Origin of the sequence: Thermosulfurimonas dismutans, assembly GCF_001652585.1 — a bacterium.
Classification (GTDB): Bacteria; Desulfobacterota; Thermodesulfobacteria; order Thermodesulfobacteriales; family Thermodesulfobacteriaceae; genus Thermosulfurimonas; species Thermosulfurimonas dismutans.
This window is the reverse complement of the sequence record NZ_LWLG01000004.1, coordinates 61,047-82,666: the sequence shown is the minus strand read 5'-3', so window position 1 is coordinate 82,666 and position 21,620 is coordinate 61,047. Positions and strand designations below refer to the sequence as shown.

Sequence of the window (21,620 nt, the reverse complement as noted above, 5' to 3'; positions counted from 1 at the left end):
TTGTATGCTTACTTGGGCCAACCTGGTTACGGTATTTCGACTGTTGCTAATTCCTGTTATCGTAATTGCCCTTCTTTCTGGCCGAAGGACGGAGGCTTTCGTTCTTTTCTTGGCGGCAGGGACTTCGGATGCCCTGGACGGCTTTTTGGCGCGAGTTCTCAAGCAGAAATCGCTTCTGGGGGCTATCCTTGATCCCTTGGCCGACAAGTTTTTGCTGGATACCATTTATATACTGTGTGCCTGGAAGGGTTATCTTCCCGCCTCTTTGGCCGTGCTGGTAGTGAGCCGAGATGTCCTCATCGTGAGTGGTTTTCTAATCCTTTATCTCTTTGTGGTTCCTCCAGAGGTAAGACCCACCCTTTTGAGCAAGATAAACACTACTTTTCAGGTGATCACCGCTGCGCTCGTCCTGGCCGGGATTTCTAACAGGTTCCTGAACCCTTTTTTTTCCCTTACGGCTTTTTTTACCGTAGCCTCAGGGCTGCACTACCTCTATCTCGCTTTTAAAGCCTTTCCCCATAGATCTGAAAACCCTTCACCCCGACGACCTTAACTCTTACAATCTTACCCTTCAGGTCTTCGGGACCCTCAAAGAGGACCGGGACGTAATTTTGAGAAAGACCTTTAAGAAGCCTGGTCTCCTCGTCTATCCCTTCTACCAGAACCTCTAGTATTCGGCCTAATTGGGCCTGGAAGAAGGTCCTTTTTTTTCTGACCGCTAGTTCTCGCAGGAGTTTGGTTCGGCGGGAGACTTCTTCCGAGGGGACCAAAGGTCTACCATAAGCCCTGGTTCCAGGTCTTGGGGAATAGGGGAAGACGTGTAGATAGGTGAGAGGACTTTCGGCTATTAGTTTATAAGTTCTGGAAAAATCTTCTTCGGTTTCTCCAGGGAAACCGACCAACACATCCGCTCCTAGGGCGGCCTCCGGAAAGCTTTGTCGAATTTTTCTCAGGGTCTCAAGGTATAGTTCCCCGGAATAGTTTCGTCCCATGGCTGCAAGTACCTGGTTGGATCCGCTCTGAAGAGGTACGTGGAAATGGGGGCAAAATTTTTCAGATTCGCGGGCCCAGGAAAGAAGTTCATCGGTGATTTCGGTGACCTCGAGGGAGGATAGCCTGAGCCTGAAATCTCCCAGACTTTCAAGTTTCCGGAGCAGGCTTGTGAGGGACTGCGGAGGGGAGAGATCTCTGCCCCAAGCCCCAAGATGGATGCCGGTTACTACAATCTCACGATAGCCAGCCTCAACGAAGGCCTTGGCCTGCTTTAATATTTCCTCCTCGGGAAGACTCCGGGCCGGACCGCGGGCCAGGGGCACAATGCAATAAGCACAACGGGCGCTGCAACCATCCTGGATCCTCAAGAAGGCCCGACTGTGGCCGGGGAAACTCTTGATGGGGGCTGAGGCAGCCTTTTTTAGTTCTTCTACCAGGGAAACCAGGATTTCGCCGGCAAGAGTGCTTGGGGTTTCCGCAAGTAGGATTTCGACCAATCTAAACTTTTCGGCATGACCTAGAACCGTTACGGGGCCTTTCCCGGCCTTGAGGATCTCTTCCGGAAAGGTCTGGGCATAGCAACCGGTAACCACTACTAGTTCCGGTGAGGCTTCTAGGGCCCGTCGCAAGAGCTTTCGGCCTTCATAGGCGGCTTTGGCGGTGACCGCACAGGTGTTGAGGACGTAAAGGTCGGCTCGCTCCCTGAAAGAGACCAAAATACCCCCCTGGGCCTCCAGGGTTTCCCGCAGGAAGGCCCCTTCCACCTGGTTGACCTTGCAACCCAGAGTTATGACTGCTATGCGCCTTCCAGAAAGCTTCATCTTCTTGCCGACTTCCTTAAAAAAGATTACTGTAAATCGCACTATGACACCTAACAAGTGGGAGAAACTTGAGGCCGCCAGAAGACTTCTCAAGCTCCCCCGGGAGACCTCCCGGGCCGAGATACGGGAGGCCTACCGCCGATTGGCCGCAAGTTTTCATCCCGACCGGGGCGGAGATCCTGAAAAGATGAAGGCCCTGAACGAGGCCTATAACCTTTTGATGGAATATTGTGAACACTATCGTATAGAACTGACCCCCAACGACCGGGGGGCGAGTGCTGAGGAATGGTGGGTCATACATTTCGGAGAGGACCCTGTTTGGGCAGGAAAAAGAGGGTCTAAAAATGAGTGAGGGAGAGGAAATGCTCATCGTACAAAAATACGGAGGGACTTCGGTAGCGGATCTTGAAAAGATCAGGAATGTGGCCCGCAGGGTGGCCCGCTATCGGGATGAGGGGCATGATTTAGTGGTAGTGGTCTCGGCTATGGCCGGAGAGACCGACCGGTTACTTTCTCTGGCCCACGAGATCACGCCGGAGCCCTCGCCCCGGGAGCTCGATATGTTAGTCTCTACCGGGGAACAGGTTACGGCTTCCCTTTTAGCCATTACTCTCCAGACTATGGGTTATCCTGCGGAGGCCCTTCTGGGGTATCAGATCCCTATCTTAACCAATGAACTTTTTACCCGGGCTCGCATCCAGGACATTAAGACCGAACGGTTGAAGGCGATCCTCTCTCAAGGGAAGGTCGCGGTGGTGGCTGGCTTCCAGGGGGTGACGGAAAACGGAGACATTACCACCCTGGGACGTGGAGGTTCGGACACCACGGCCGTAGCTCTGGCAGCGGCCCTCAAAGCCGATCTCTGTGAGATTTTTACGGATGTGGAGGGGGTTTACACTGCCGACCCCCGTATCGTGGCTAAGGCTCGTAAGATTCCCAAGCTTTCTTATGAGGAGATGCTAGAGTTGGCCAGCGCCGGGGCCAAGGTCCTTGAGATTCGGGCGGTAGAATTTGCCATGGTTTATAAGGTTCCCATCCATGTACGTTCTACCTTTTCGGAGGCTCCGGGAACCATTATTACCGAGGAGGATGAAGATATGGAAAAGGTCCTGGTATCAGGGGTAACCTACAATCGAAACGAGGCCCGTATCAGTCTTTACGGGGTACCGGATGTGCCGGGGGTGGCAGCCAAGATTTTTAGTCCTATTGCCGAGCGAGGCATTCTGGTGGACATGATCATCCAGACCGCAAGAACAGACGGTAAGGCTGACCTTACCTTTACCGTACCCAGGACCAATCTGCGTGAGGCCTTGAAGATTATCGAAGAAGTGGCCCGGGAAATAGGGGCCGAGCGGGTTGAGGGAGACGAGAACATCGCCAAGGTCTCCATTGTGGGGGCAGGGATGCGGACTCACTCCGGCGTGGCCTCCAAGATGTTTGAGACCCTGGCCAAGCACGGAGTTAACATCATGATGATCTCCACCTCTGAGATCAAGGTTTCCTGTGTGATCGAGGAAAAATATACCGAACTTGCGGTCAGGGCCTTGCATGAGGCCTTCGGTTTGGATATTCCTCCCGAGGAGGAAAAATGAGCCGCCGGATTGAGATCTATGATACTACTCTCCGGGACGGCACACAGGCCGAGGAGTTCAATCTTTCACTTGAGGACAAGATCCGGGTAGCTCTGAAACTTGATGAACTGGGTATAGATTACATTGAGGGCGGATGGCCAGGTTCAAACCCCAAAGACGCCCGTTTTTTTAAGGAGATTCGGGACTATCAACTCAAACATGCCAGGATCGCGGCCTTCGGAAGCACGCATCATCCACGGAAAGAAGCCCATCTTGACGAAAACTTAAAGGCCCTGCTTGAGGCCAAGACTCCGGTGGTGACCATTTTCGGAAAGTCCTGGACGATACATGTGAAAGAGGCCTTAAAGACCACTCTGGAACGGAATCTCGAGATCATTGAGTCCTCAGTGAAGTTCCTTAGGCCGCACGTGGAAAAACTCTTTTACGATGCCGAACACTTTTTTGACGGCTTCAAGGAGGATCCGGATTACGCCGTGGAAACTCTGAGACGAGCCTGGGGAGCCGGGGCGGATTGTCTGGTGCTCTGCGATACCAATGGAGGCACTCTTCCTCATGAGCTGGTAGAAATTATCCGGGAGGTCAAAAAACGCCTCGGACAAGAGATTTCTTTCGGTATCCACGCCCACAATGATTCGGACTGTGCGGTGGCCAACAGTCTTTTTGCGATTTTAGAAGGTGCAACGCAAGTTCAGGGGACCATGAACGGGGTGGGGGAAAGGTGTGGGAACGCCAATCTTTGTTCCATCATTCCGAATCTGGTCCTCAAGATGGGCGTGGAGTGCGAGGCCGGCAAGAATCTCCCTCGTCTTACTGAAGTCTCAAGGTTTATTTTCGAGTTAGCTAACCTTCCCCATCCTAGAAATCTTCCTTATGTAGGCCGAAGCGCCTTCGCTCACAAAGGGGGAGTACACGTTTCAGCCATCCTGCGGCATCCCAGGACTTACGAACACATCGAGCCGGAGTTGGTGGGGAATACTCGTAGGGTTCTGGTTTCGGACCTCTCTGGACGGAGCAATATTGTGTATAAAGCCCGTCAATTTGGCCTTGAGCTTTCCCAGGAGGACCCGGTAGTAGGCAAGATCGTAGAGGAAGTAAAAAAGAGAGAGGCCGAAGGCTACGAATTTGAGGCTGCAGAGGCTTCTCTGGAACTTCTCATGTATCGTCTCTTAGGAGAGCCGAAACAGTATTTTGAGCTCCTAGGATATCGGGTGCTTGATATGAAACCCACCAAGGAAGGCCCACTTCTGGTAGAGGCCACGGTGATGGTGAGAGTCCCGCCCGGGGTGGGGGAGGTGGAACATACGGCGGCCGTAGGAAATGGTCCGGTAAACGCCCTGGATCATGCCATCCGTAAGGCCTTGGAGAGATTCTATCCCCAGCTGAAAGAAATGAAGCTTGAGGACTACAAAGTACGGGTTCTTCCGGGGACTCCAGGGACCGGGGCTAGAGTTCGGGTCCTTATTACCTCCCGGGATGGAGATGGTCAGTGGGGCACGGTGGGGGTCTCCCATGACATCTTAGAGGCCAGTTGTCAGGCCTTGATCGAGAGCTATACCTATAAATTGTTCCGGGATCGTCAAAGGAAGGAGGCCTAAATGGCGGTAAGGATTGCTCTGGCTGGCAAGGGGGGGACCGGGAAAACCACGACCGCTGCGCTTCTCATTCGCTATCTGGTGGAAACTGGCAAGGGGCCGGTGCTGGCAGTGGACGCCGATCCCAATGCCAATTTGAATGAGCTTTTAGGGCTTGAGGTGGAAACCACTTTGGGAGAAGTCAAGAACGAGCTTAGGACCAGTGTCCCTGAGAGTATGTCCCGGGGAGATTTTATGGAGATGAGGGTCCATGAAGCCATGGTAGAGGCCGAAGGTTACGATCTTTTAGTGATGGGACAGCCTGAAGGGCCGGGATGTTATTGTGCGGCCCATTCTTTTCTTTCTCAGGCCTTACAGAAAATTGAGAAGAGTTACGCTTACATGGTAGTGGACAACGAGGCCGGGATGGAACATCTCTCCCGATTAAACATGACGGAGATCGATCATCTCCTGGTGGTCTCAGACGCCTCTTCGAGGGGGGTTCTTACGGCGGCTCGAATTGCTGCCCTGGTGAAACCCCTTCAGCTTCAGGTTGGGCACAAATGGTTACTCGTCAACCGAGCCCCTGAAGAGATTCCTGAAGCCTTGGACAAATATGTTAGAGAGACCTGCGAAAAGGAAACCCTCTCGTTTCTAGGCTATCTTTCGGAAAGTAAAGAGATATTTGAACTAGAAGTCAACCAAAGACCTATTTGGGACTTGCCCTCAGAACACCCTCTTCTTGTGCAGGCGTATAGACTCTTTGAAGAAATGTTAGCTTAAAAGGGGCGGGCTAACCCGCCCCCCAATTTTCTATGGTTTTAGCAACCTTCAACAGCGGCCTTTTTCTGAACTTTGATTTTTACGTCCTGGCCAGCTTCAGCCTTGCACTTACCCTTGATTTTAACTACCATGGTCTTGCCGTCAAATTCTTTAATGGTTCCCTTGCAGGATTTGGCCAGGGCACCCATAGGAGCCGCAAAAACCACCGCCATGGCAAGCGCTACCAATTTCTTCCTCATAGCCATACCTCCTTTAAGATTTGGTTTAATTTAAGATATTATTATAATAAGGCTCTATCCCGAAATTTTCAAATCTGGTTTTGAGATAAAAAATCGGTTTGGTATATGCTAAAAATTTTTAAAGGCTTTTTTAGGCTTTTTTCACTTGCGGGAATAATTTTTTTGTTTTTAGGGGGATTTTCTTTTCCATTCCAAACCAGGAAGGATGATAAATGGATTGTGATCGAGAAGGCCTCTAAGACATTGACTCTCTATCAGCAGGGAAAGGAGATAGCTTCTTTCCCCTGTTCCTTTGGACTTAACCCGCTGATTTCCAAAAGCAAAAAGGGAGATTTGGCCACCCCTGAAGGACTTTATAAGGTGAGGTATAAGAGACCTTCCCGTAAATATTACCTCTTTGTAGGGCTGGATTATCCCAATCTTAAAGATATTCGAAAGGCCTTTTGGGAAGGAAGATTGACGGAAGAGGAATATCAACAATATTTGGAGGCTTATAAGGCTGGTCGAAGTTTGGATGGTCCTCTTGGCAATGGGATAGGTATTCACGGGGGAGGCCTTTATCGCAAAGGCAAGTCCAGATTGGTAAGGAACTGGACTCACGGATGTATAGCCCTTGCCGATCGAGACATGGAGAGTGTTTACCGTTTCGTGGAACCTGGAACTCCCGTCTTAATTTACAATCGTAACCGGTCGTTTTTTGAGATCATGAGCGAGTTAGTAGTGCCAGACTTTTTGAAAGAGGATGGCTGGCAGGCTCGGTTGAATTTGTTCCTGAGTGAATATCAACTAGACCTTAAGATTCTTCTTTCGGCCAAAAGAAATGGTGCTAGAGCTATTGAGGTTGTGGGGATAGAGTCCTTTTCTGGAAGACCTCTTTTTTATGTCCGGGATCTAAATGGCAACGGGGCCCTGGAACCCCTTGACCGGTTTTATTCTCGTCTTGGGGGCTTCCCCGGAGGATATCCGTTTCTCCAGAGGCTTGTCCTTGATGAGGTTCCTAAGGAGGTATTAAACTTAATTCAAAAGGAAGATTTCCGGATGGCCCTAAAAGATGGAGCTCATTACTAAAGTCAAAGACATGCAGGCAAGGTCTGAGGCCCTCCGTCAGGCCGGAAAACGCATTGGTTTTGTGCCTACTATGGGGTATTTCCATGAGGGGCATTTGGCCCTTATGCGGAAGGCCCGGGAACTTTCGGATGTGGTAGTGGTGAGTATCTTTGTGAATCCTACCCAGTTTGGTCCGGGAGAGGACTACGAACGGTATCCTCGTGATCTTGAAAGGGACTTCAAGTTGGCCGAGGCCGAGGGAGTGGATCTCCTCTTTGCGCCGAGTGCGGAGGAGATGTATCCCGTTGGTTATCAAACCTATGTAGAGGTGACCGACCTCTCAAAGCCTCTTTGCGGAGCGAGTCGGCCGGGACATTTCCGAGGGGTGGCCACGGTGGTCCTAAAACTCTTCAATATCGTGAAACCGCATCTGGCGGTCTTTGGCGAGAAGGATTATCAGCAACTTCAAGTTATAAAACGGATGGTCCGGGATCTGAATCTGGAAGTGGAGATCGTGCCGCACCCCATCGTGAGGGAGCCTGATGGCTTGGCCATGAGTTCCCGGAATGTCTATCTCTCGCCGGAGGAGCGAAAGTCGGCCCTTTGCCTTTACCAGGCCCTGGAGCTCGCCCGCCGTAGAGTAGCCGAAGGTAAACAGAAGGTTCCCGAGCTCAAGGCCGAGCTAGAGGAATTCATATCCTCCCATCCCTTTACCCGCATAGACTACGTGGAATTCCGAGATCCAGAGACCTTGGAGGAAAAGGGGATGGTGGATGGCCCCACCCTTCTTGCTCTGGCGGTTTTCGTGGGCAAGGCCCGCTTGATTGACAATACTATACTCTATCCGTAGGAGTGATATGTACCGGAAATTTTTGAAGAGCAAGATCCACCGGGCACGTGTTACCGGAAGAGAGCTTTTTTATGAAGGCAGTCTTTCTCTTGATCCCGAGCTTATCCGGGCGGCCGGGCTTTCCCCTTTTGAGGCCGTCTGGGTCTACAACCTCTCAAATGGGGCCCGGTTTGAGACCTATGTCATTGAAGGCCGGGCCGGCTCGGGGGAGGTGGTCCTTAACGGTGCGGCCGCCCGACTGGGGGAGATCGGCGACGAGGTCATCATCGTGGCCTATGCCTGGGTGGCTGAGGGGGAATTCGGGGACTTAAAGGTGCGCCTGGTCTATGTAGATGAGGGGAACCGGGTCCGGGAGGTTAAGGAGGTTTCCCCCAGTTGAAGGTCTACGCCGTAAGCCTGGGCTGTCCCAAAAACCGTACGGATACGGAAAAACTGCTTGCCCGCCTTTCCGCCCTCGGGGCCGAACCGGTGCTCTCCCCCGAGGAGGCCGATCTCCTTTTGGTGAACACCTGCGCCTTTATCCGGCCTGCGGTGCGAGAATCTATCGACACCGTGCTCGAGCTTGCCGAAACCAAGAGACCGGAGCAGAGGCTTGCGGTGGTGGGTTGCCTCGTGGCCCGCTTCCGGGAGGAGGTGGTCTCCGCCTTCCCGGAGGTGGATGTCTTCATGGGCATCGAGGCCTTCCGGACTCCCGAATCTTTAATGGACGGAAATAAAAAACTCTACCTCAAACCCGAAGGGCCGGAGACCACCGCACGGGTCCTGACCGAGAGCCCCTTTTACGCCTACCTCAAGATCACCGAGGGCTGCCGGCACGCCTGTTCCTTCTGCACCATTCCACGGATAAGGGGGCCCCTGCGGAGCCGTGCGAAGAGGGATATCCTTGAAGAGGCTCGGAAACTCGTCTCGCAGGGCGTAAAAGAGATCATCCTGGTGGGGCAGGATGTCTCGGCCTATGGTTTAGAGGCCGGGAGGAGAAGTCTTGCGGACTTGATAGAGCGTCTGCTCACCGACGTTCCCGGAATAGCACGTTTGAGGCTCCTCTACCTCTATCCCGAAGGCTTAACCCCTGAACTCCTGGAACTGTTTGAGACCGAGCCCCGGTTGGCCCCGTATCTGGATCTCCCCGTCCAGCACGCCCATTTGGAAATCCTCAAGAGGATGCGGAGATCTTACCGGGCCGAGGAAATACTGGACCTGATTAGCCGCATCCGCCGGGTGAGACCGGAGGTGGGTCTCAGGACCTCTGTCATCGTGGGTTTCCCTGGGGAGGGAGAAGAGGAGTTTGATACCTTGCTTCGGTTCCTTGCGGAGGCCAGGTTCGACCACCTGGGGGCCTTTGTCTTTTATCCGGAGGAAGGTACTCCGGCCGCCAAATTTAGTCCTCGGGTGCCCTACCGCGAGGCCGTAAAACGGCGGCACCGGGTTATGGTCCTTCAGAGGGAGATCTCCCGTGAAAATCTAAGGCGCCGGGTGGGCACCCAGGGGACGGTGCTCATCACCGGCTATGACCTCCGGGGACGGCCGGTGGGCCACGCCGAATTCCAGGCCCCGGAGGTGGACGGCCTTACCATCATTAAAAAAGGCCTACCGGTCTCTCCGGGGGATCTGGTGCGAGTGCGCTTTATCCGGAGCTTCACCTACGACCTCTGGGCCGAGGCCCTAGAGGTGATTGGCTAGCGAGGCCCAGACCGCCTGGCCGTAGGAAACACCGCCGTCATTGGGAGGGACCTCTTCGGAGAAGACGGGTTTTAGGCCTTCCCGCATGAGGCCTTCGAGGGTGGCCTCAAGGAAAACGGCGTTCTGGAAACAGCCTCCGGAAAGACAGACCTCTCTCACCTCGAATCTCCGGGCGAGTTCCCTGCAGGCACGCACCAAGGCCCCGGAAAGCCCAAGATGGAACCTCAAGGCTATCAGCTCCCGGGGGATACCTCTTTTGAGATCCTTGAGTACTGAAAGAATTAGGTCCCTCCCGGAGATGAGCCCCGACTCCGGGGAAAAACCCGCGGCATAAGGTTTTACCTTTTCCTCCGAGGTCCGGGAGGCCAGACTCTCAAGCCTCAGGGCCAATTCACCTTCGTAGTGATTGCGCCACCCTAGCCCAAGAAGCACGGCCACGATCTCAAATAGCCTTCCGGCACTGCTCGTAAGAGGGGTGTGGAGTTTCCTCTCGATCTGAAACCAGACCGTTTTGAGTTTTTCTTCCGGAAGGGATTCAAGCGAACCCGTAAGGTGATAGAGGGCGTCCCCGCCGTAAAGATCCCTCAGAAAGGCCAGGGCCACCCGCCAAGGCTCACGCTCGGCGGCCTCGCCCCCTGGAAGCAGAAAGGGCTCCAAACTCCCCACCCGGCGAAAGTGTTCACCCTCAAGGAGAAGGATTTCCCCGCCCCAGATGGTTCCATCCAGACCGAGACCGGCTCCGTCGAGAACCACGGCCAGGGCCTTTTGTCCGGCCCGGACCCCCAAAGCGGCGTAAGCGTGAGCCGCGTGATGCTGTAATCTCAGATGTAGGAGCCCTTCCTTTTCGGCGATCTCCTCTGCCAGTCTGGTGGAGAGATAGTCCGGATGGAGGTCACTTACTACTATTCTCGGTCTTACTCCAAAAAGCTTTACATAGTGTTCAAAGGTTCGCTCCCACAGGGCCAGGGTTTCGGCGTCCTCCAGATCCCCGAGGTGGGGACTCAAAAGGGCTTCTGCTTTTCGGGTAAGGGTGAAGGTATTTTTGAGGAGGGCCCCACGGCCAGAACCGGAGGGCCTTCGCGAGGAAGAGGAAGCGGTTCCGGGGCAAACCCCCGGGCCCGACGGACAAGGATGCGGATCCCTCCGGCAAACCTCACCACGGAGTCATCCACCGGGGCTACGATCTCGCGGTCGTGGAGAAGAAAGTAATCCGCAAGGGCCTTGAGTCTTTCCAGGGCCTCCTCGTTCCGATAGCAGAGGGGTTCCTCGGAGAGGTTGCCGCTGGTCATGACCAGGGCGAGCCCCGGCCAGGCCCGGAACAGGATATGATGGAGGGGGGTGTAGGGTAGCATGAGACCCACCAAAGCGATACCAGGGGCCACAGCTTCGGCAAGGGGGAAAGGGAACCTTTTCCGACAAAGAACGATGGGCGCTGCCCGGGAAAGCAGAGCCTCGGCCTCCACCGCCGAAACTTCGGCCACCAGTCTGGCCCGTTCCAGGTCTCTCACCATCACGGCCAAGGGTTTGGTGGGCCTTTTTTTGCGTTCCCGTAGCTTTTGTACCGCGGTCTCATTTTCGGCATCGCAGATCAGATGAAAGCCCCCGAGACCCTTGATCGCCCAGATGGCCCCCTCCCTGAGGGTACGGACCACGAAATCCCAGGCTTCTTCGACCGCCAAGACCTCCCCGGAGGCCTCCGTGATCCAGAGTTTTGGGCCGCACACCGGACAGGCGTTCGGCTCGGCGTGAAAGCGCCGGCTTCCCGGATCCAGGTATTCCCTCTCGCACTCTGGACACATGGGGAAGACTTGCATACTGGTCCGTTTGCGGTCGTAGGGCAGATCCTTGATCACCGTGTATCTCGGGCCACAGTCCGTGCAGTTAGTGAAGGGGTAAAGGTAGCGGCGATCCGAAGGGGTAAAGACTTCTTCAAGACAGGCCTTACAGGTAGCTAGATCCGAAGGTACATAGGTTTGGGGATGTCCAGCCCGGCTTTGAGTTATTTTGAAGGTCTCCGGAGGAGCTTCTGTAAGCGGCCTTACCGCAAGGCTTTTGATGTGAGAGACCTCCGGAGCTTCGGTCCTCAGCCGATGGAGAAAGCTCCTGAGATTTTCTTCCCTTCCGAAGATTTTGATCTCTACCCCTTCCGGAACATTCCGGGCTTCGCCGGAAAGGGCAAGCCTTTTAGCCAGACGGGCTAGATAGGGCCTGAACCCTACACCCTGAACCCTTCCCGAAACGAGAATGAGGACACCGGTTTTCAAGGCCCTAAAAATTCAAGCCAGGCTGAAAGCCCCTCCCCGGTTTTGACCGAAAGGGGGAATATTCGAAGTTCGGGGTTGATCTTGAGTACAGTGTTTGCGACCCTCTCCAGGTCAAAGTCTACATAGGGCAGAAGGTCTATCTTAGTGATGACCAGGGCTTTGGCCCGGCGGAAGGCTTGGGGATATTTTTCGGGTTTGTCTTCACCCTCGGTTACCGAAAGCACCACCGCCAGCAAGTCCTCACCCAGGTCAAAATCTGCTGGGCAGAGGAGGTTCCCCACATTTTCAATAAAAAGAATCTCGGGGTGCGTTGGTTCCAGTTCATGAAAAGCCCGGTGCACCATGCGGGCATCCAGATGACAAACTCCGCCGGTGGTCACTGCGGCTACCGGGATTCCTAAGGCTTGGAGTCTTTCAGCATCTCGGCGAGTCTCGGGATCACCCTCAATGACAGCCAGTCTCCTCCCCGAAAGTCTCTGAGCCGTGGCTTCAATTAAAGAGGTTTTCCCAGAGCCCGGGGAGCCCACCAGATTGATAACCCTTAGGCCAAGGCTCTTAAACCATTTCCGGTTACGCTGGGCCAATCTTTCGTTTTCCGAAAGGATGGCTTTCTCTACAGAGAGTTTAAGACTCCTTTCCCCACAGCCACAGCTCTCACACATTTTTAGACCTCTAGTTCTACCTCCCGGAGTTCAAGTTCTTCCCCTGAGAGGATGGTTTTTATATAACTTCCACACTCCGGACAGGCTGAAAAATAATCTCCGGAAAACTCCCGTTGACATTCCTCGCAACGTAGCCTGGCCGGGATTTTAATAATCTCCATCCGGGTATCTCTTAACTCTTCAACAACGCCCTTTAAGGCCTCGTAAGCCATGTTAAAGGCTTCCTGATCTACTCCGGAAAGTTCTCCCATGGCTACCTGGAATTTTACGATCTTTTTGGCTCCTTCTCGAGCCTTCAGATCCAGCAGGCTCTCTACCAGGGCAGAGACTAAACTGGCTTCATGCATTTCCAAGGGCACTTCTTAGAAGTTTCCAGGTTTCCCGGGCCTCCTCAGCCCGTAATTTCTGAATGGCAAAGCCCACGTGTACGATTACCCAGTCCCCAGGGGAAAGTTCCTCTTCCGGGATCAGATGGAGATAAACGGGCATCTCCACCCCCTCGGCCTCAGCTGTCCCCACCGGGTAATTTATCTCTTTAAGTCTCATGGGCACGCCTACGCACATGGACCTTTCTCCACCCTAAATCCAGCTGAAACCAGTTCTTCTTCAAGCCATTTAAGGGCTACCGGTATGGTCTTCTGCAACGCCGGCGAAAGTTCAAGACCCGGGGAGAGCTTTTTTGGAACTGCGGCAAAAATCTTGAACCTTTCAGGCCTAAGTCCCGCAAACTCCGCAAATTTGAGGGCTTCGATCAGGCTTGTTTGGTGACAGGAATTGAGGCCCACGGTGGGAAAACTTTCCAGTTCCTGAGCCGAAAGGACCCGATAACTTCCCGGAGGAGCCTCATCCGCAATTACATCCACAAGTAACACCAGATCCTTTTCCCGCAGGTAATCTGCAAGCGAAAATCCTACGCAACCGCCATCCACTACTTCCACCTCCGGCGGAACACGGTACTTTCTCTCGAATTCTCTTATCACGTGGACTCCAAAACCCTCGTCCGAGAGAAGAAGGTTTCCCACCCCCATTATCAAGGCCTTGGCCATTAATCCTCCTTCACATCCGCGGGCATGAACTTGGAGCCGGAGAAGGCACCGGAGATGATGGCCTCCGGAGCCTTAAAGTCGTTCCAGATGGCTATGTAGAGATGCACGATCACAAAGAAGATGAAACACCAGTGGAGGATATAGTGGATAAAACGGGCCATCTGGGCCGAACCGAAAAGGGCCACCCCCATTTTGCTTATCCAGGAGATATCCGGATAGAGGAGGTAGAGCCCGGTGATACTCATGACCACCGCCGCCAGGAACAAGAGAAAATAGATGGTGCCCGCGAGCACGGTGTGCCCCATGCGCCACTCATGCTCGTCCGTGAGGTAGAGGTAAAACTTGAGGGAACGCCAGAATGATCTAAGGTTTCGGCGGTTGATGGGCAGAAAATCCGTGAAGCGCTCGTAGCGGTTCCCGAAAAATAACAGGTAAAGTCTTACGGCCAAGGCCGCCATGAAGAAGTATGCGGCCGTGAAGTGATAGTATCGCAGGGTTCCCATGAGATACTGGGGTTTGAACTCCGCCCACTTGGTGGTGATGGGGGGATAGTGAATGTAGATCCCCGTTAGGATCAGGACCGCGCAGGAAAGGGCAAAGGTCCAGTGAAATATCCTGAGGGCCCAACTCCATACAAACACCCGACGGTAAAGGATCTCTTTTTTCTTAGCCATGGCTACCTCCTCAGAGGGCCTTAACCCTCGCTATTTCCTTTCTTTTGGGATCGAGTACATGTACAGCACAGGCGATGCAGGGATCGAAGGAGTGAATGGTTCGGAGCACCTCCAGGGGCTTTTCGGGCTGGGCCACAGGATTGCCGATCAGACTCTCCTCGTAAGGTCCGCGTTTTCCAAGCTGACACCGGGGGCTGACATTCCAGGTGGAGGGCACCACCGCCTGGTAGTTTTTGATCTTGCCGTTTTCGATGACCACCCAATGGGAAAGAGTTCCCCGCGGGGCCTCGTGAAAACCGAAGCCCATGATCTCGCCCTTGGGGAAGGTCGGCGGCTTGCGGTAAGGATAGATTTCAAGATCTCCGCGTCCAATATTTTCAATTAGGAGATCCAAATGTTTCAGGGCCAGTTCTGCTAGTACTGCGGTTCGGATGGCTCGAGCTATCTGCCGGCCCATGGTGGAATGCAGATCTTCTATGGTGATGCGTTTCCCCGAGATGGACGAGATCCTCTTGAGGGCTTCGTCTGTCCATTTTTTAATAAGTTCGTGACCAAGGGCATAACCTACAAGTACCTGCGCTAGTGGCCCTACCTGCATGGGCTCTCCTTTGAAACGAGGGGCCTTGGCCCAAGAATATTTGCCTTCATCCTGAAATTCGGTGTATTTGGGGACGGTATCCTCCTGCCAGGGGTGCCGAGTCCAATCCCCATCGTACCAGGAGTGCATCACGCATTCGGTTACATTGTCCCGGAAATAGGCATCGTTGAAACTGGTAATGGGTTTAACTGTAGAAAGATCTCCGTTAAAAATCGTTCCCCCTGGTAAATCGAACTCCGTTCCTTTGGTATCTAGGGGGAGATCAGGCACCGCCAGATAATTGGTGACCCCGGCTCCGATTTTGAACCAATCCGAATAAAGGGCCGCCAGGGCCACGGCGTCTACGAAATAAACTTGGTGTACAAAATCTCGGACTTGAAGGAGGAGTTCTTTGGCCCAAGCCAGCCTTTCCATGTTTAAAGTGGCTTCGTTTTCAGGATTGATGGCCAGGGCCACTCCACCTACCACTAAGGTCTGAATGTGAGGGGTCTTCCCGCCGAAAAGGGCTACCACTTGATTGGCTTTGTATTGGTAATCCAAGGCCGCGAGATAATGTCCTACGGCTAGAAGATTGACTTCCGGTGGAAGTTGCATGGCCGGATGCCCCCAATAACCGGTGCTAAAGGGGCCAAGCTGGCCACTTGAGACAAACTTTTCCAGTTTTTTCTTGACGTCCATGAAAAAGGTTACGCTATTCCCTGGCCAATCCGAAAGACTCTGGGCCAAAGCTGCAGTCTTTTTAGGGTCGGCCTTCAAGGCCGAGACCACATCCACCCAGTCGAGGGCTGAGAGATGATAGAAATGTACGATGTGGTCGTGCAAGGCGTGGGCGCATAGAATGATATTCCGTACATACTGAGCGTTTAAAGGGATTTCCATTTGAAGGGCGCTTTCCACCGCCCGAACAGAAGCTATCGCGTGTACCGTGGTGCAGACGCCGCAGAACCTCTGTGTGAAGGCCCAGGCATCCCTAGGGTCGCGCCCCTTAAGAATGACCTCTATACCTCGCCACATCTGAGCCGAAGCCCAGGCTTCTTTTACTTTCCCTCCCTCGACCTCCACATCGATCCTTAAATGGCCTTCAATGCGGGTAATAGGGTCTATGGTTACTCTTTTTCTGGCCATAATAAGCCTCCTTATTCTTCAGACTCCTGATTTCCTTTGCGGCCAAAGCTTTTGACCGCTTTTTTGATGACCCCGGCGGCAGCATGGGCTGCTACCACGGCCGCGGCTCCACCAACCGCCACTTTCCCAACTTTTTCGGCCTCGGCTCGGATACCGCCGCCTGCAGGGATGTAAATCTTGGGGAGATGTTCGTAGAAGGGGGTCATCCGATCCCAAAAGTTGGGTTCCGTGCACCCTATGCAGGGATGCCCCACGCCTACCGGCCAGGCCCCTACATCACAAAACCGAACTACCGAGCAGTTGGAGTAGGTCACCGGCCCTTTGCACCCCACCTTGTAAAGGCAGTAACCTTTCTGGTGAGCGGGATCGCCAAAGGCCTCCACAAATCGCCCCTCATCAAAGTGGGGGCGCCTTTCGCAATGATCGTGAATTCTCCGGCCGTAGGCGAACTTGGGTCTTGAAAGCTCGTCAAGTTCTGGGGGGTGTTTGAAGGTTAAGATATATAGTACCGTGGAAAGGAAGTTATAGGGATTCGGGGGACAGCCGGGTATGTTGATGACAGGCCGATCAAGGACTTGACCTACCCCTACCGCCCCGGTGGGGTTGGGGTGGGCCGCTTGTACCCCTCCGAAGGCCGCACAGGTTCCGATGGCGATGACCGCCGCGGCTTCGGAAGCCACCTCTTTTACAATTTCTAGGGCCGTACGTCCACCTATCTTGCAGTAAATGCCCCCGTCCTTGGTGGAAATGCCACCTTCTACTACACAGATGAATTTGCCCTTGTATTTTTCTAGGGCCTTCTTCAGGGCCTCCTCAGCCTGCTTGCCGGCCCCGGACATGAGGGTCTCATGATATTCTAAGGAGATCAGTTCTAGAATAAGGCGGGCCAGTGGGGGATGTGAGGACCGCAGGAGACTTTCCGTGCAGCCTGTACATTCCATAAAGTGCAGCCAGATGACTGGTGGCCGTTCCGGCGATTTTACAGCCGCGGCCACTTTGTCTACCATTTCCACTGGGAGTCCCATGGTGGCCGTGGCGATGGTACAAATCTTCAAGAAATCTCTTCGGGAAAGACCTTCCATCCTTAAAAACGGGATTCTGGACATGACCCCCTCCAAAATATCTAAAATGTTTTTAACACTACCTTCTTACCAGAAAGGCAAGGTTAAGTCAATGTTTGTTCTGGAAAATATCGACTGATAAGCTAAAATACAATATTTTTATTTTAATAAATTGGCAATTTATGTCGTTTATAAATTAAAAACTCTTATTTTGAATGGCGATTGATAATTTGGCCGCGTCCTTATTGGAGGGGATGATATGTAGCATGCATGGAACGCACGGATCAAAGGCTCTTATGATTTTTTCGATATCTTTAGTTAATTTTTGAGGATTGTTTTTTGGAGAAGATTTTAGGTAGGCCCTTATAGTCATGAAAATGATCGGAGAGTTTTGGGCTGTGGGAGTGATGATATTAACCTTTGTGATAAGCCCTTTTTTGTCTACCTGGTAATGGTGGATCAGAAGACCCCTAGGGGCTTCGACTACTCCTATGCCTTCTCTTTGAAGCTCAAATTTCGGCTCTTTTTCATCTTTTCGCTGAATTTCAATCTCTTGAGATAGGCTTTCTATTTGTTCGCAAGCCAATAAAATTTCGTAGGCCCTAAAGAGATGGGCTATTTCGTAGTCCCTAAGTTGTTGGTGTTTTAAACAGTTCTTGATTTCTCGGTAGGCCTTTTGGGCCAGGGGGGTAGAAGGTTCTGGCCAAAGATGAAAGCGTGCCAAAGGTCCTACGAGATAGGGGCCTAAGGATTTTAATTGAGTGGTTCGAAGGTTTGGGCATTCTGTAGAATCTTCTTCAACTATATATTCTTGAAATTTTTCTGCGCGGAAATCCTTATAGGGTTTCTCTTCTGAGGTCAGGATGCCAATCCTTCGACCTAAAAAGCCTGGCAGATTGTCCGGTAAAAGGGCCAAAAAAGGAATTTTTAGGGGGTTTTGATATTCTTTCTTTAAAAGAATTTCACCAAAAAAATCGAACGTTTTAGCCGCAAAGGCTCTTTCTTTTTGTGTAAGCTGTATTAATTCTTCTTTTTCTTCAGCAGTTATTGATTTGCTCCAGCTGCCAGGGAATCCTCCTACTGCCTGAAGTCCCCGGCCCCCTACGATTTCAAGTATTCGTCTGATTCGAGAGCGGCTTTGGAGAAAATCGTGTAACAGTCCATTTTCTTTTAGCCAGGCCAAGGCCTCCCTATTTTGTGGGCTGGGCTTGAGGTCTGGGCCTGAAAAAAGGTAAAGGACGGTAAGGTGGTCTCTTACGAGAGAAGAGAGTAAGAAGATGGCCCTTACTTTTTGGGCCCAAGGGGGGGGAGTTAACCCGAAAATTTGATCCACAGCTCTGAGGGAGGCTAAATGGTGAGCTTCGGCACAAATACCGCAGATGCGACTGGTTAAAAAGGGCATTTCTTCTACTGGTCTTCCCAGACAGATTTTTTCGAAACCTCGGAAAAGCTCCGAAAGCCATCTTAGACGTTTAAGATTTCCCTGATCATCGAAAACTATTTCTAGGGAGGCATCACCTTCGATGCGAGTGAGAGGATGAATTTTTAGCTTCTTCATCCTTTCTTTCTCACCAAGGGATTTTGAGCGAGGGTAAAACGGTAGAAGGTTCCTACCGGATCTACTAGTTGCTCAAGGGCCAAGGCAGCCTTAGCCGGTATAAGAGACGAGACCAAGGCTGAGAGTAACTTTTCGCCAGGGGCTTCAAGCGCTGTTAGGGGGCCATAGCAACCGAAACAAGGATAACCGGCTTTAAGACAGGCGGCCTTGCAACCAGCCCTAGTAATTATACCCGCACAGACCATTCCAAGTTCAAAATAACACGTGGAATCGTGGGGATGGATTTCATGAAATCGTTTTAAAGTTCGCAGGCGAAAGGGGCGTCTTTCCCGAGGGCACTCCTCGCACACCGGAACCTCTTTGGCTCCGGCTATTTCACCCTTATTGAAATTTCCTCTGAGGGCTTTATCAAAGGCTATTTGAATGGTTTCAATTTCTGGAGGACAACCTGGAACCAAGAGATCACAAGCCACTATTTGAGTGACAGGTTTAGGGCCTTCGCCATAAAGCCAGTTTAACCCTGGAAGGCCTCCCCAAAGGGCACATGTTCCTATCGCTATTAGAAGGCGCGATTTTTCTCTGAAGATTTGGGCTATCTTTTCTTGTTCGACGGTCTTTATACCTCCAGAAAGGATGCCGATGTCTATGGAATCTGCAGGCTGTTTCTTGAGATTTTCAAAGCGGGTCTCGCTCACGTGAGGCCAAAATACGATTTCCGTCTCTGAGAAAATGAAGGTCAGCTTTTCAAGAAAGAACATAGGATCGCAACCAGTGCAAGAAAGGGTATTATAAAGGGCTACCTTCACCCTTTAGTTCCTCCCAAAAACGCCAAATTTCTTGATAGAGTTTTTCTCCTTCGCTAGCCGAAACCCAGACCGCTTTAAGTTTTCTAGGATTTAATCCTAGAGCGGAGAGAAGTTTTTGATAAGCTATAATCCTCAAACCGGCTCGTAGATTCCCCTCTCTGAAATGACATTCTCCTTGAGGACAACCACCTACCAGCACTCCGGAAGCCCCTTTTTCAAGGGCCTTCCTTACGACTTCTAAATCTACCGTGCCACTACAGGGGACTCTTATAGGATAGAAGCCTTCTGGTAACGTCTTTCTTTTGAAAGCTAGGTTTTCCAAAGCCTTGGCCGCACACCACTCGCAAAGGAAGCCTATAACTTTGAGGCTCATGCCAAGATCTCCTCAACCTGTCCCTTGAAGGCCTCTATTCCCAAAGGCCTGAATTCCAAGGCCCTTGAGGGGCAAGCGGTAACGCAAAGTCCACAGGCGGTACAAAATTCGGAGTGGATCTTTATTTGATCCCCTATGGGCCTTATAGCTTGATAGGGACAAGTCTCTACACAAAGATAACATCGTCCGCAGCGTTCCTTTTGCCAGGTTACAAGATCGGTTTCAAAAAGATGTTTCCCTTTTTTAAGAAAACTTATGGCCTCTAAGGCGGCCGCTTCTGCGGAAATTACGCTTTCGGAAATATCCTTAGGGCCAGAAGTTGCGCCTGCAAGCCAGACCGCTTTTCGCACCGTTTCTACAGGAGAGGTCTTGCTCTCTCGGGCTTCAAAAAATCCAAGGCTGTCTGTGCATAAACCGAGAAGATTCCCGATTTCTCTGGAACCAAACTCTGGAATGAAGCCTGGCACCAACACCACCATATCTACCGCCAGCTTTACCTTCTTGGAGAGGAGAGTGTCTTCAGCTAGGACCAAAAGACGCCCTTTGTCCTTTCTATTAAAAGGTACATCCGAAATTTCCGCTACCCGCCCTCTTATGAATTTTACACCGGCTTCTCGAACTCGGTCGTAAAGTTCCTCGCCTTCTTTGCCTTTTAATCTTAGATCGAGATAAAAGTTATAAACTTCTGCCCCCAAGACTTCTTTTATTCTTAAGGCGGCCTTCAGGGCCAGCCCGCAGCAGATTTCTGAACAGTAAGGAAGGTGCCTCCGGTCTCGACTTCCGGCACAATGGACTATCGCCACCCTTTGAGGTGGCCTATCGTTGATTCCTAACAGCTCTTCTCCAAAGGTGAATTTTTTTTCCAGATCGAATAGAGTCCAAACTCCGGGAAGCCTCTGGTATCCGTAGAAAGAAATCTTTTCGACCGGATAAGGTCTAAAGCCAGTGGCTACGATAAAACCCCCTACCTGTAGATTTGTTCTCTGAAAGGTGGCCTTAAAATTGATAGCTTTTTGAGGACAAGCCCTTTGACACCTTCGGCAAGTTTGGCCTTTGAGACGCAAGCAAGCGAAGGGATTTATGACCGGTACTCTAGGGACGGGATGTGGATTGTGGAAGGCGATGGCTGGAGGGTTAAGGGGACAGGCTTCCAAGCATTTGCCGCAACCGTTGCACTTCTGAAGATCTACGTATCGAGGACGAATCTCTAATTCCACTTCATATTTCCCAGGAAGTCCTGTGATTTTGACTATGCGAGCCTGGGTAATGATCTGGACACGTTTCTCGTGGAGTAAGGTCGAGAGTTTAGGGGAGATTACACAAGAGGCGCATTCAAAACGGGGGTATAAGCGATCAAGAAAGACGGCTTTGCCCCCGACAAAGGGTTCTTTTTCGATTAGGTACACGGGAATTCCCTCTTGGGCGGCTTTGATAGCCGCTACGATGCCTGCAATGCCTCCTCCAATAACCATTAGATTGGGAACAATTAAGGATTCTTGAATCTGGGGAGGCACCATACCTTTTAAGGCCTTAAGCGCGCCTTTTATGAGGCGTAAGGCCTTTTCTTCTGGGGTGTTCCCGTCGGTCCAGGCAGCTTCCTCTCGTATGGCTACTATTTGGAAGGTATGAATGCCAATTTCCGCCAGTAGGGTCTTAAAGGTTTCTCCGTGGAGGTGGGGCGAGCAGGCTCCAATAAGGACTTTGGTACCTTTTTTTAGTTTTTGGACCAGTGCAACCTGTCCTTTGGGAGAACATAAAAAGGGATGAATATGGACGTCCAGGTTTACATCCTCTTGTAGCTTAGTACTCAACTTTTTGAGATTGATACGATCGCTTATATTGCCGCCACATTCACAAAGGAATATCGACACTTTCAT

24 protein-coding genes are annotated in these 21,620 nt (G+C 51.9%); 9 read left to right on the top strand and 15 right to left on the bottom strand.

What is annotated here, in order from left to right:
• Positions 1–4 precede the first annotated feature (4 nt).
• Positions 5–553, top strand: a complete 549-nt coding sequence (locus tag TDIS_RS04620) for a CDP-alcohol phosphatidyltransferase family protein (RefSeq protein WP_068669808.1) — start codon at positions 5–7, stop codon at positions 551–553.
• On the opposite strand, the gene mtaB is transcribed toward TDIS_RS04620, so the two are convergent.
• Complete coding sequence (gene mtaB / locus TDIS_RS04615) at positions 504–1,856, bottom strand: tRNA (N(6)-L-threonylcarbamoyladenosine(37)-C(2))-methylthiotransferase MtaB (RefSeq protein ID WP_153303757.1); 1,353 nt, start codon at positions 1,854–1,856, stop codon at positions 504–506. The genes TDIS_RS04620 and mtaB overlap by 50 nt on opposite strands.
• Position 1,857: 1 nt before the next feature.
• On the opposite strand from mtaB, the gene TDIS_RS04610 reads away from it, so the two are divergent.
• Genes TDIS_RS04610 through TDIS_RS04595 form a run of 4 tightly spaced genes read left to right on the top strand, consistent with a single transcriptional unit; the run spans position 1,858 to position 5,760 of the window.
• Positions 1,858–2,166, top strand: a complete 309-nt coding sequence (locus TDIS_RS04610) for a DnaJ domain-containing protein (protein WP_068669889.1) — start codon at positions 1,858–1,860, stop codon at positions 2,164–2,166.
• Positions 2,159–3,406, top strand: a complete 1,248-nt coding sequence (locus TDIS_RS04605; RefSeq protein WP_244147478.1) for an aspartate kinase — start codon at positions 2,159–2,161, stop codon at positions 3,404–3,406. The genes TDIS_RS04610 and TDIS_RS04605 overlap by 8 nt, the downstream gene beginning before the upstream one ends.
• Positions 3,403–5,001, top strand: a complete 1,599-nt coding sequence (gene cimA / locus TDIS_RS04600) for a citramalate synthase (RefSeq protein ID WP_068669803.1) — start codon at positions 3,403–3,405, stop codon at positions 4,999–5,001. The genes TDIS_RS04605 and cimA overlap by 4 nt, the downstream gene beginning before the upstream one ends.
• Positions 5,002–5,760: an ATP-binding protein gene (locus TDIS_RS04595; RefSeq protein WP_068669801.1), complete on the top strand. Its 759-nt coding sequence runs from the start codon at positions 5,002–5,004 to the stop codon at positions 5,758–5,760.
• Between the two features lie 38 nt (positions 5,761–5,798).
• Here TDIS_RS04595 and TDIS_RS04590 read toward each other — a convergent pair whose 3' ends face one another.
• Positions 5,799–5,999, bottom strand: a complete 201-nt coding sequence (locus TDIS_RS04590; protein WP_068669799.1) for a hypothetical protein — start codon at positions 5,997–5,999, stop codon at positions 5,799–5,801.
• Between the two features lie 219 nt (positions 6,000–6,218).
• Between TDIS_RS04590 and TDIS_RS04585 the strand changes: the two genes are divergently transcribed.
• Genes TDIS_RS04585 through rimO form a run of 4 tightly spaced genes read left to right on the top strand, consistent with a single transcriptional unit; the run spans position 6,219 to position 9,576 of the window.
• Positions 6,219–7,067 carry a L,D-transpeptidase family protein gene (locus TDIS_RS04585; RefSeq protein ID WP_161939477.1) on the top strand — a complete coding sequence of 283 codons (849 nt, stop codon included), beginning with the start codon at positions 6,219–6,221 and terminating at the stop codon, positions 7,065–7,067.
• Positions 7,051–7,896: a pantoate--beta-alanine ligase gene (panC, locus tag TDIS_RS04580; RefSeq protein ID WP_068669795.1), complete on the top strand. Its 846-nt coding sequence runs from the start codon at positions 7,051–7,053 to the stop codon at positions 7,894–7,896. Before TDIS_RS04585 ends, panC begins: the two co-directional genes overlap by 17 nt.
• Positions 7,897–7,903: 7 nt before the next feature.
• A complete protein-coding gene (gene panD, locus TDIS_RS04575) occupies positions 7,904–8,275 on the top strand; it encodes an aspartate 1-decarboxylase (RefSeq protein ID WP_068669793.1) in 372 nt (123 codons plus the stop codon).
• Positions 8,272–9,576, top strand: a complete 1,305-nt coding sequence (gene rimO, locus TDIS_RS04570; protein ID WP_068669791.1) for a 30S ribosomal protein S12 methylthiotransferase RimO — start codon at positions 8,272–8,274, stop codon at positions 9,574–9,576. Before panD ends, rimO begins: the two co-directional genes overlap by 4 nt.
• Here rimO and TDIS_RS10800 read toward each other — a convergent pair.
• The 13 genes from TDIS_RS10800 to TDIS_RS04510 form a co-directional block, all read right to left on the bottom strand.
• On the bottom strand, positions 9,559–10,581 hold the full coding sequence (locus tag TDIS_RS10800) for a Kae1-like domain-containing protein (RefSeq protein WP_084270961.1): 1,023 nt from the start codon (positions 10,579–10,581) through the stop codon (positions 9,559–9,561). The two genes, rimO and TDIS_RS10800, sit on opposite strands and share 18 nt — an antisense overlap.
• Positions 10,578–11,840: a carbamoyltransferase HypF gene (gene hypF / locus TDIS_RS10795; protein ID WP_161939476.1), complete on the bottom strand. Its 1,263-nt coding sequence runs from the start codon at positions 11,838–11,840 to the stop codon at positions 10,578–10,580. The genes TDIS_RS10800 and hypF overlap by 4 nt, the downstream gene beginning before the upstream one ends.
• Positions 11,837–12,502: a hydrogenase nickel incorporation protein HypB gene (hypB, locus tag TDIS_RS04560; RefSeq protein WP_068669789.1), complete on the bottom strand. Its 666-nt coding sequence runs from the start codon at positions 12,500–12,502 to the stop codon at positions 11,837–11,839. Before hypB ends, hypF begins: the two co-directional genes overlap by 4 nt.
• Positions 12,503–12,504: 2 nt before the next feature.
• Positions 12,505–12,849, bottom strand: coding sequence for a hydrogenase maturation nickel metallochaperone HypA/HybF (locus TDIS_RS04555; RefSeq protein ID WP_068669787.1), 345 nt, complete (start codon positions 12,847–12,849; stop codon positions 12,505–12,507).
• Positions 12,842–13,066 (bottom strand): HypC/HybG/HupF family hydrogenase formation chaperone, encoded by a 225-nt coding sequence (locus tag TDIS_RS04550; RefSeq protein WP_068669785.1) that lies wholly within the window; start codon positions 13,064–13,066, stop codon positions 12,842–12,844. Before TDIS_RS04550 ends, TDIS_RS04555 begins: the two co-directional genes overlap by 8 nt.
• Positions 13,057–13,548, bottom strand: coding sequence for a hydrogenase maturation protease (locus tag TDIS_RS04545; RefSeq protein WP_068669782.1), 492 nt, complete (start codon positions 13,546–13,548; stop codon positions 13,057–13,059). Before TDIS_RS04545 ends, TDIS_RS04550 begins: the two co-directional genes overlap by 10 nt.
• Complete coding sequence (gene cybH, locus TDIS_RS04540; protein ID WP_068669779.1) at positions 13,548–14,222, bottom strand: Ni/Fe-hydrogenase, b-type cytochrome subunit; 675 nt, start codon at positions 14,220–14,222, stop codon at positions 13,548–13,550. The genes TDIS_RS04545 and cybH overlap by 1 nt, the downstream gene beginning before the upstream one ends.
• Positions 14,223–14,232: 10 nt before the next feature.
• Entirely contained in the window at positions 14,233–15,945 is a 1,713-nt protein-coding gene (locus TDIS_RS04535) for a nickel-dependent hydrogenase large subunit (RefSeq protein WP_068669777.1), read from the bottom strand.
• A gap of 11 nt (positions 15,946–15,956) precedes the next feature.
• Complete coding sequence (locus TDIS_RS04530; protein ID WP_068669775.1) at positions 15,957–17,051, bottom strand: hydrogenase small subunit; 1,095 nt, start codon at positions 17,049–17,051, stop codon at positions 15,957–15,959.
• A gap of 151 nt (positions 17,052–17,202) precedes the next feature.
• On the bottom strand, positions 17,203–18,564 hold the full coding sequence (locus TDIS_RS04525) for a Ni/Fe hydrogenase subunit alpha (protein ID WP_068669773.1): 1,362 nt from the start codon (positions 18,562–18,564) through the stop codon (positions 17,203–17,205).
• A complete protein-coding gene (locus TDIS_RS04520; protein ID WP_068669771.1) occupies positions 18,561–19,370 on the bottom strand; it encodes an NADH-quinone oxidoreductase subunit B family protein in 810 nt (269 codons plus the stop codon). The genes TDIS_RS04525 and TDIS_RS04520 overlap by 4 nt, the downstream gene beginning before the upstream one ends.
• Entirely contained in the window at positions 19,351–19,743 is a 393-nt protein-coding gene (locus tag TDIS_RS04515; RefSeq protein WP_068669769.1) for a hydrogenase iron-sulfur subunit, read from the bottom strand. The genes TDIS_RS04520 and TDIS_RS04515 overlap by 20 nt, the downstream gene beginning before the upstream one ends.
• On the bottom strand, positions 19,740–21,620 hold the full coding sequence (locus tag TDIS_RS04510; RefSeq protein WP_068669767.1) for a CoB--CoM heterodisulfide reductase iron-sulfur subunit A family protein: 1,881 nt from the start codon (positions 21,618–21,620) through the stop codon (positions 19,740–19,742). The genes TDIS_RS04515 and TDIS_RS04510 overlap by 4 nt, the downstream gene beginning before the upstream one ends.

Excerpts from the sequence above, each read along its gene's own strand:
- TDIS_RS04620 (WP_068669808.1), top strand. The coding sequence starts at position 5 with ATGCTTACTTGGGCCAACCTGGTTACGGTATTTCGACTGTTGCTAATT.
- TDIS_RS04610 (WP_068669889.1), top strand. The coding sequence starts at position 1,858 with ATGACACCTAACAAGTGGGAGAAACTTGAGGCCGCCAGAAGACTTCTC.
- TDIS_RS04605 (WP_244147478.1), top strand. The coding sequence starts at position 2,159 with ATGAGTGAGGGAGAGGAAATGCTCATCGTACAAAAATACGGAGGGACT.
- cimA (WP_068669803.1), top strand. The coding sequence starts at position 3,403 with ATGAGCCGCCGGATTGAGATCTATGATACTACTCTCCGGGACGGCACA.
- TDIS_RS04595 (WP_068669801.1), top strand. The coding sequence starts at position 5,002 with ATGGCGGTAAGGATTGCTCTGGCTGGCAAGGGGGGGACCGGGAAAACC.
- TDIS_RS04590 (WP_068669799.1), bottom strand. The coding sequence starts at position 5,999 with ATGAGGAAGAAATTGGTAGCGCTTGCCATGGCGGTGGTTTTTGCGGCT.
- panC (WP_068669795.1), top strand. The coding sequence starts at position 7,051 with ATGGAGCTCATTACTAAAGTCAAAGACATGCAGGCAAGGTCTGAGGCC.
- panD (WP_068669793.1), top strand. The coding sequence starts at position 7,904 with ATGTACCGGAAATTTTTGAAGAGCAAGATCCACCGGGCACGTGTTACC.
- hypB (WP_068669789.1), bottom strand. The coding sequence starts at position 12,502 with ATGTGTGAGAGCTGTGGCTGTGGGGAAAGGAGTCTTAAACTCTCTGTA.
- TDIS_RS04555 (WP_068669787.1), bottom strand. The coding sequence starts at position 12,849 with ATGCATGAAGCCAGTTTAGTCTCTGCCCTGGTAGAGAGCCTGCTGGAT.
- TDIS_RS04550 (WP_068669785.1), bottom strand. The coding sequence starts at position 13,066 with ATGTGCGTAGGCGTGCCCATGAGACTTAAAGAGATAAATTACCCGGTG.
- TDIS_RS04545 (WP_068669782.1), bottom strand. The coding sequence starts at position 13,548 with ATGGCCAAGGCCTTGATAATGGGGGTGGGAAACCTTCTTCTCTCGGAC.
- cybH (WP_068669779.1), bottom strand. The coding sequence starts at position 14,222 with ATGGCTAAGAAAAAAGAGATCCTTTACCGTCGGGTGTTTGTATGGAGT.
- TDIS_RS04535 (WP_068669777.1), bottom strand. The coding sequence starts at position 15,945 with ATGGCCAGAAAAAGAGTAACCATAGACCCTATTACCCGCATTGAAGGC.
- TDIS_RS04530 (WP_068669775.1), bottom strand. The coding sequence starts at position 17,051 with ATGTCCAGAATCCCGTTTTTAAGGATGGAAGGTCTTTCCCGAAGAGAT.
- TDIS_RS04525 (WP_068669773.1), bottom strand. The coding sequence starts at position 18,564 with ATGAAGAAGCTAAAAATTCATCCTCTCACTCGCATCGAAGGTGATGCC.
- TDIS_RS04515 (WP_068669769.1), bottom strand. The coding sequence starts at position 19,743 with ATGAGCCTCAAAGTTATAGGCTTCCTTTGCGAGTGGTGTGCGGCCAAG.
- TDIS_RS04510 (WP_068669767.1), bottom strand. The coding sequence starts at position 21,620 with ATGAAAGTGTCGATATTCCTTTGTGAATGTGGCGGCAATATAAGCGAT.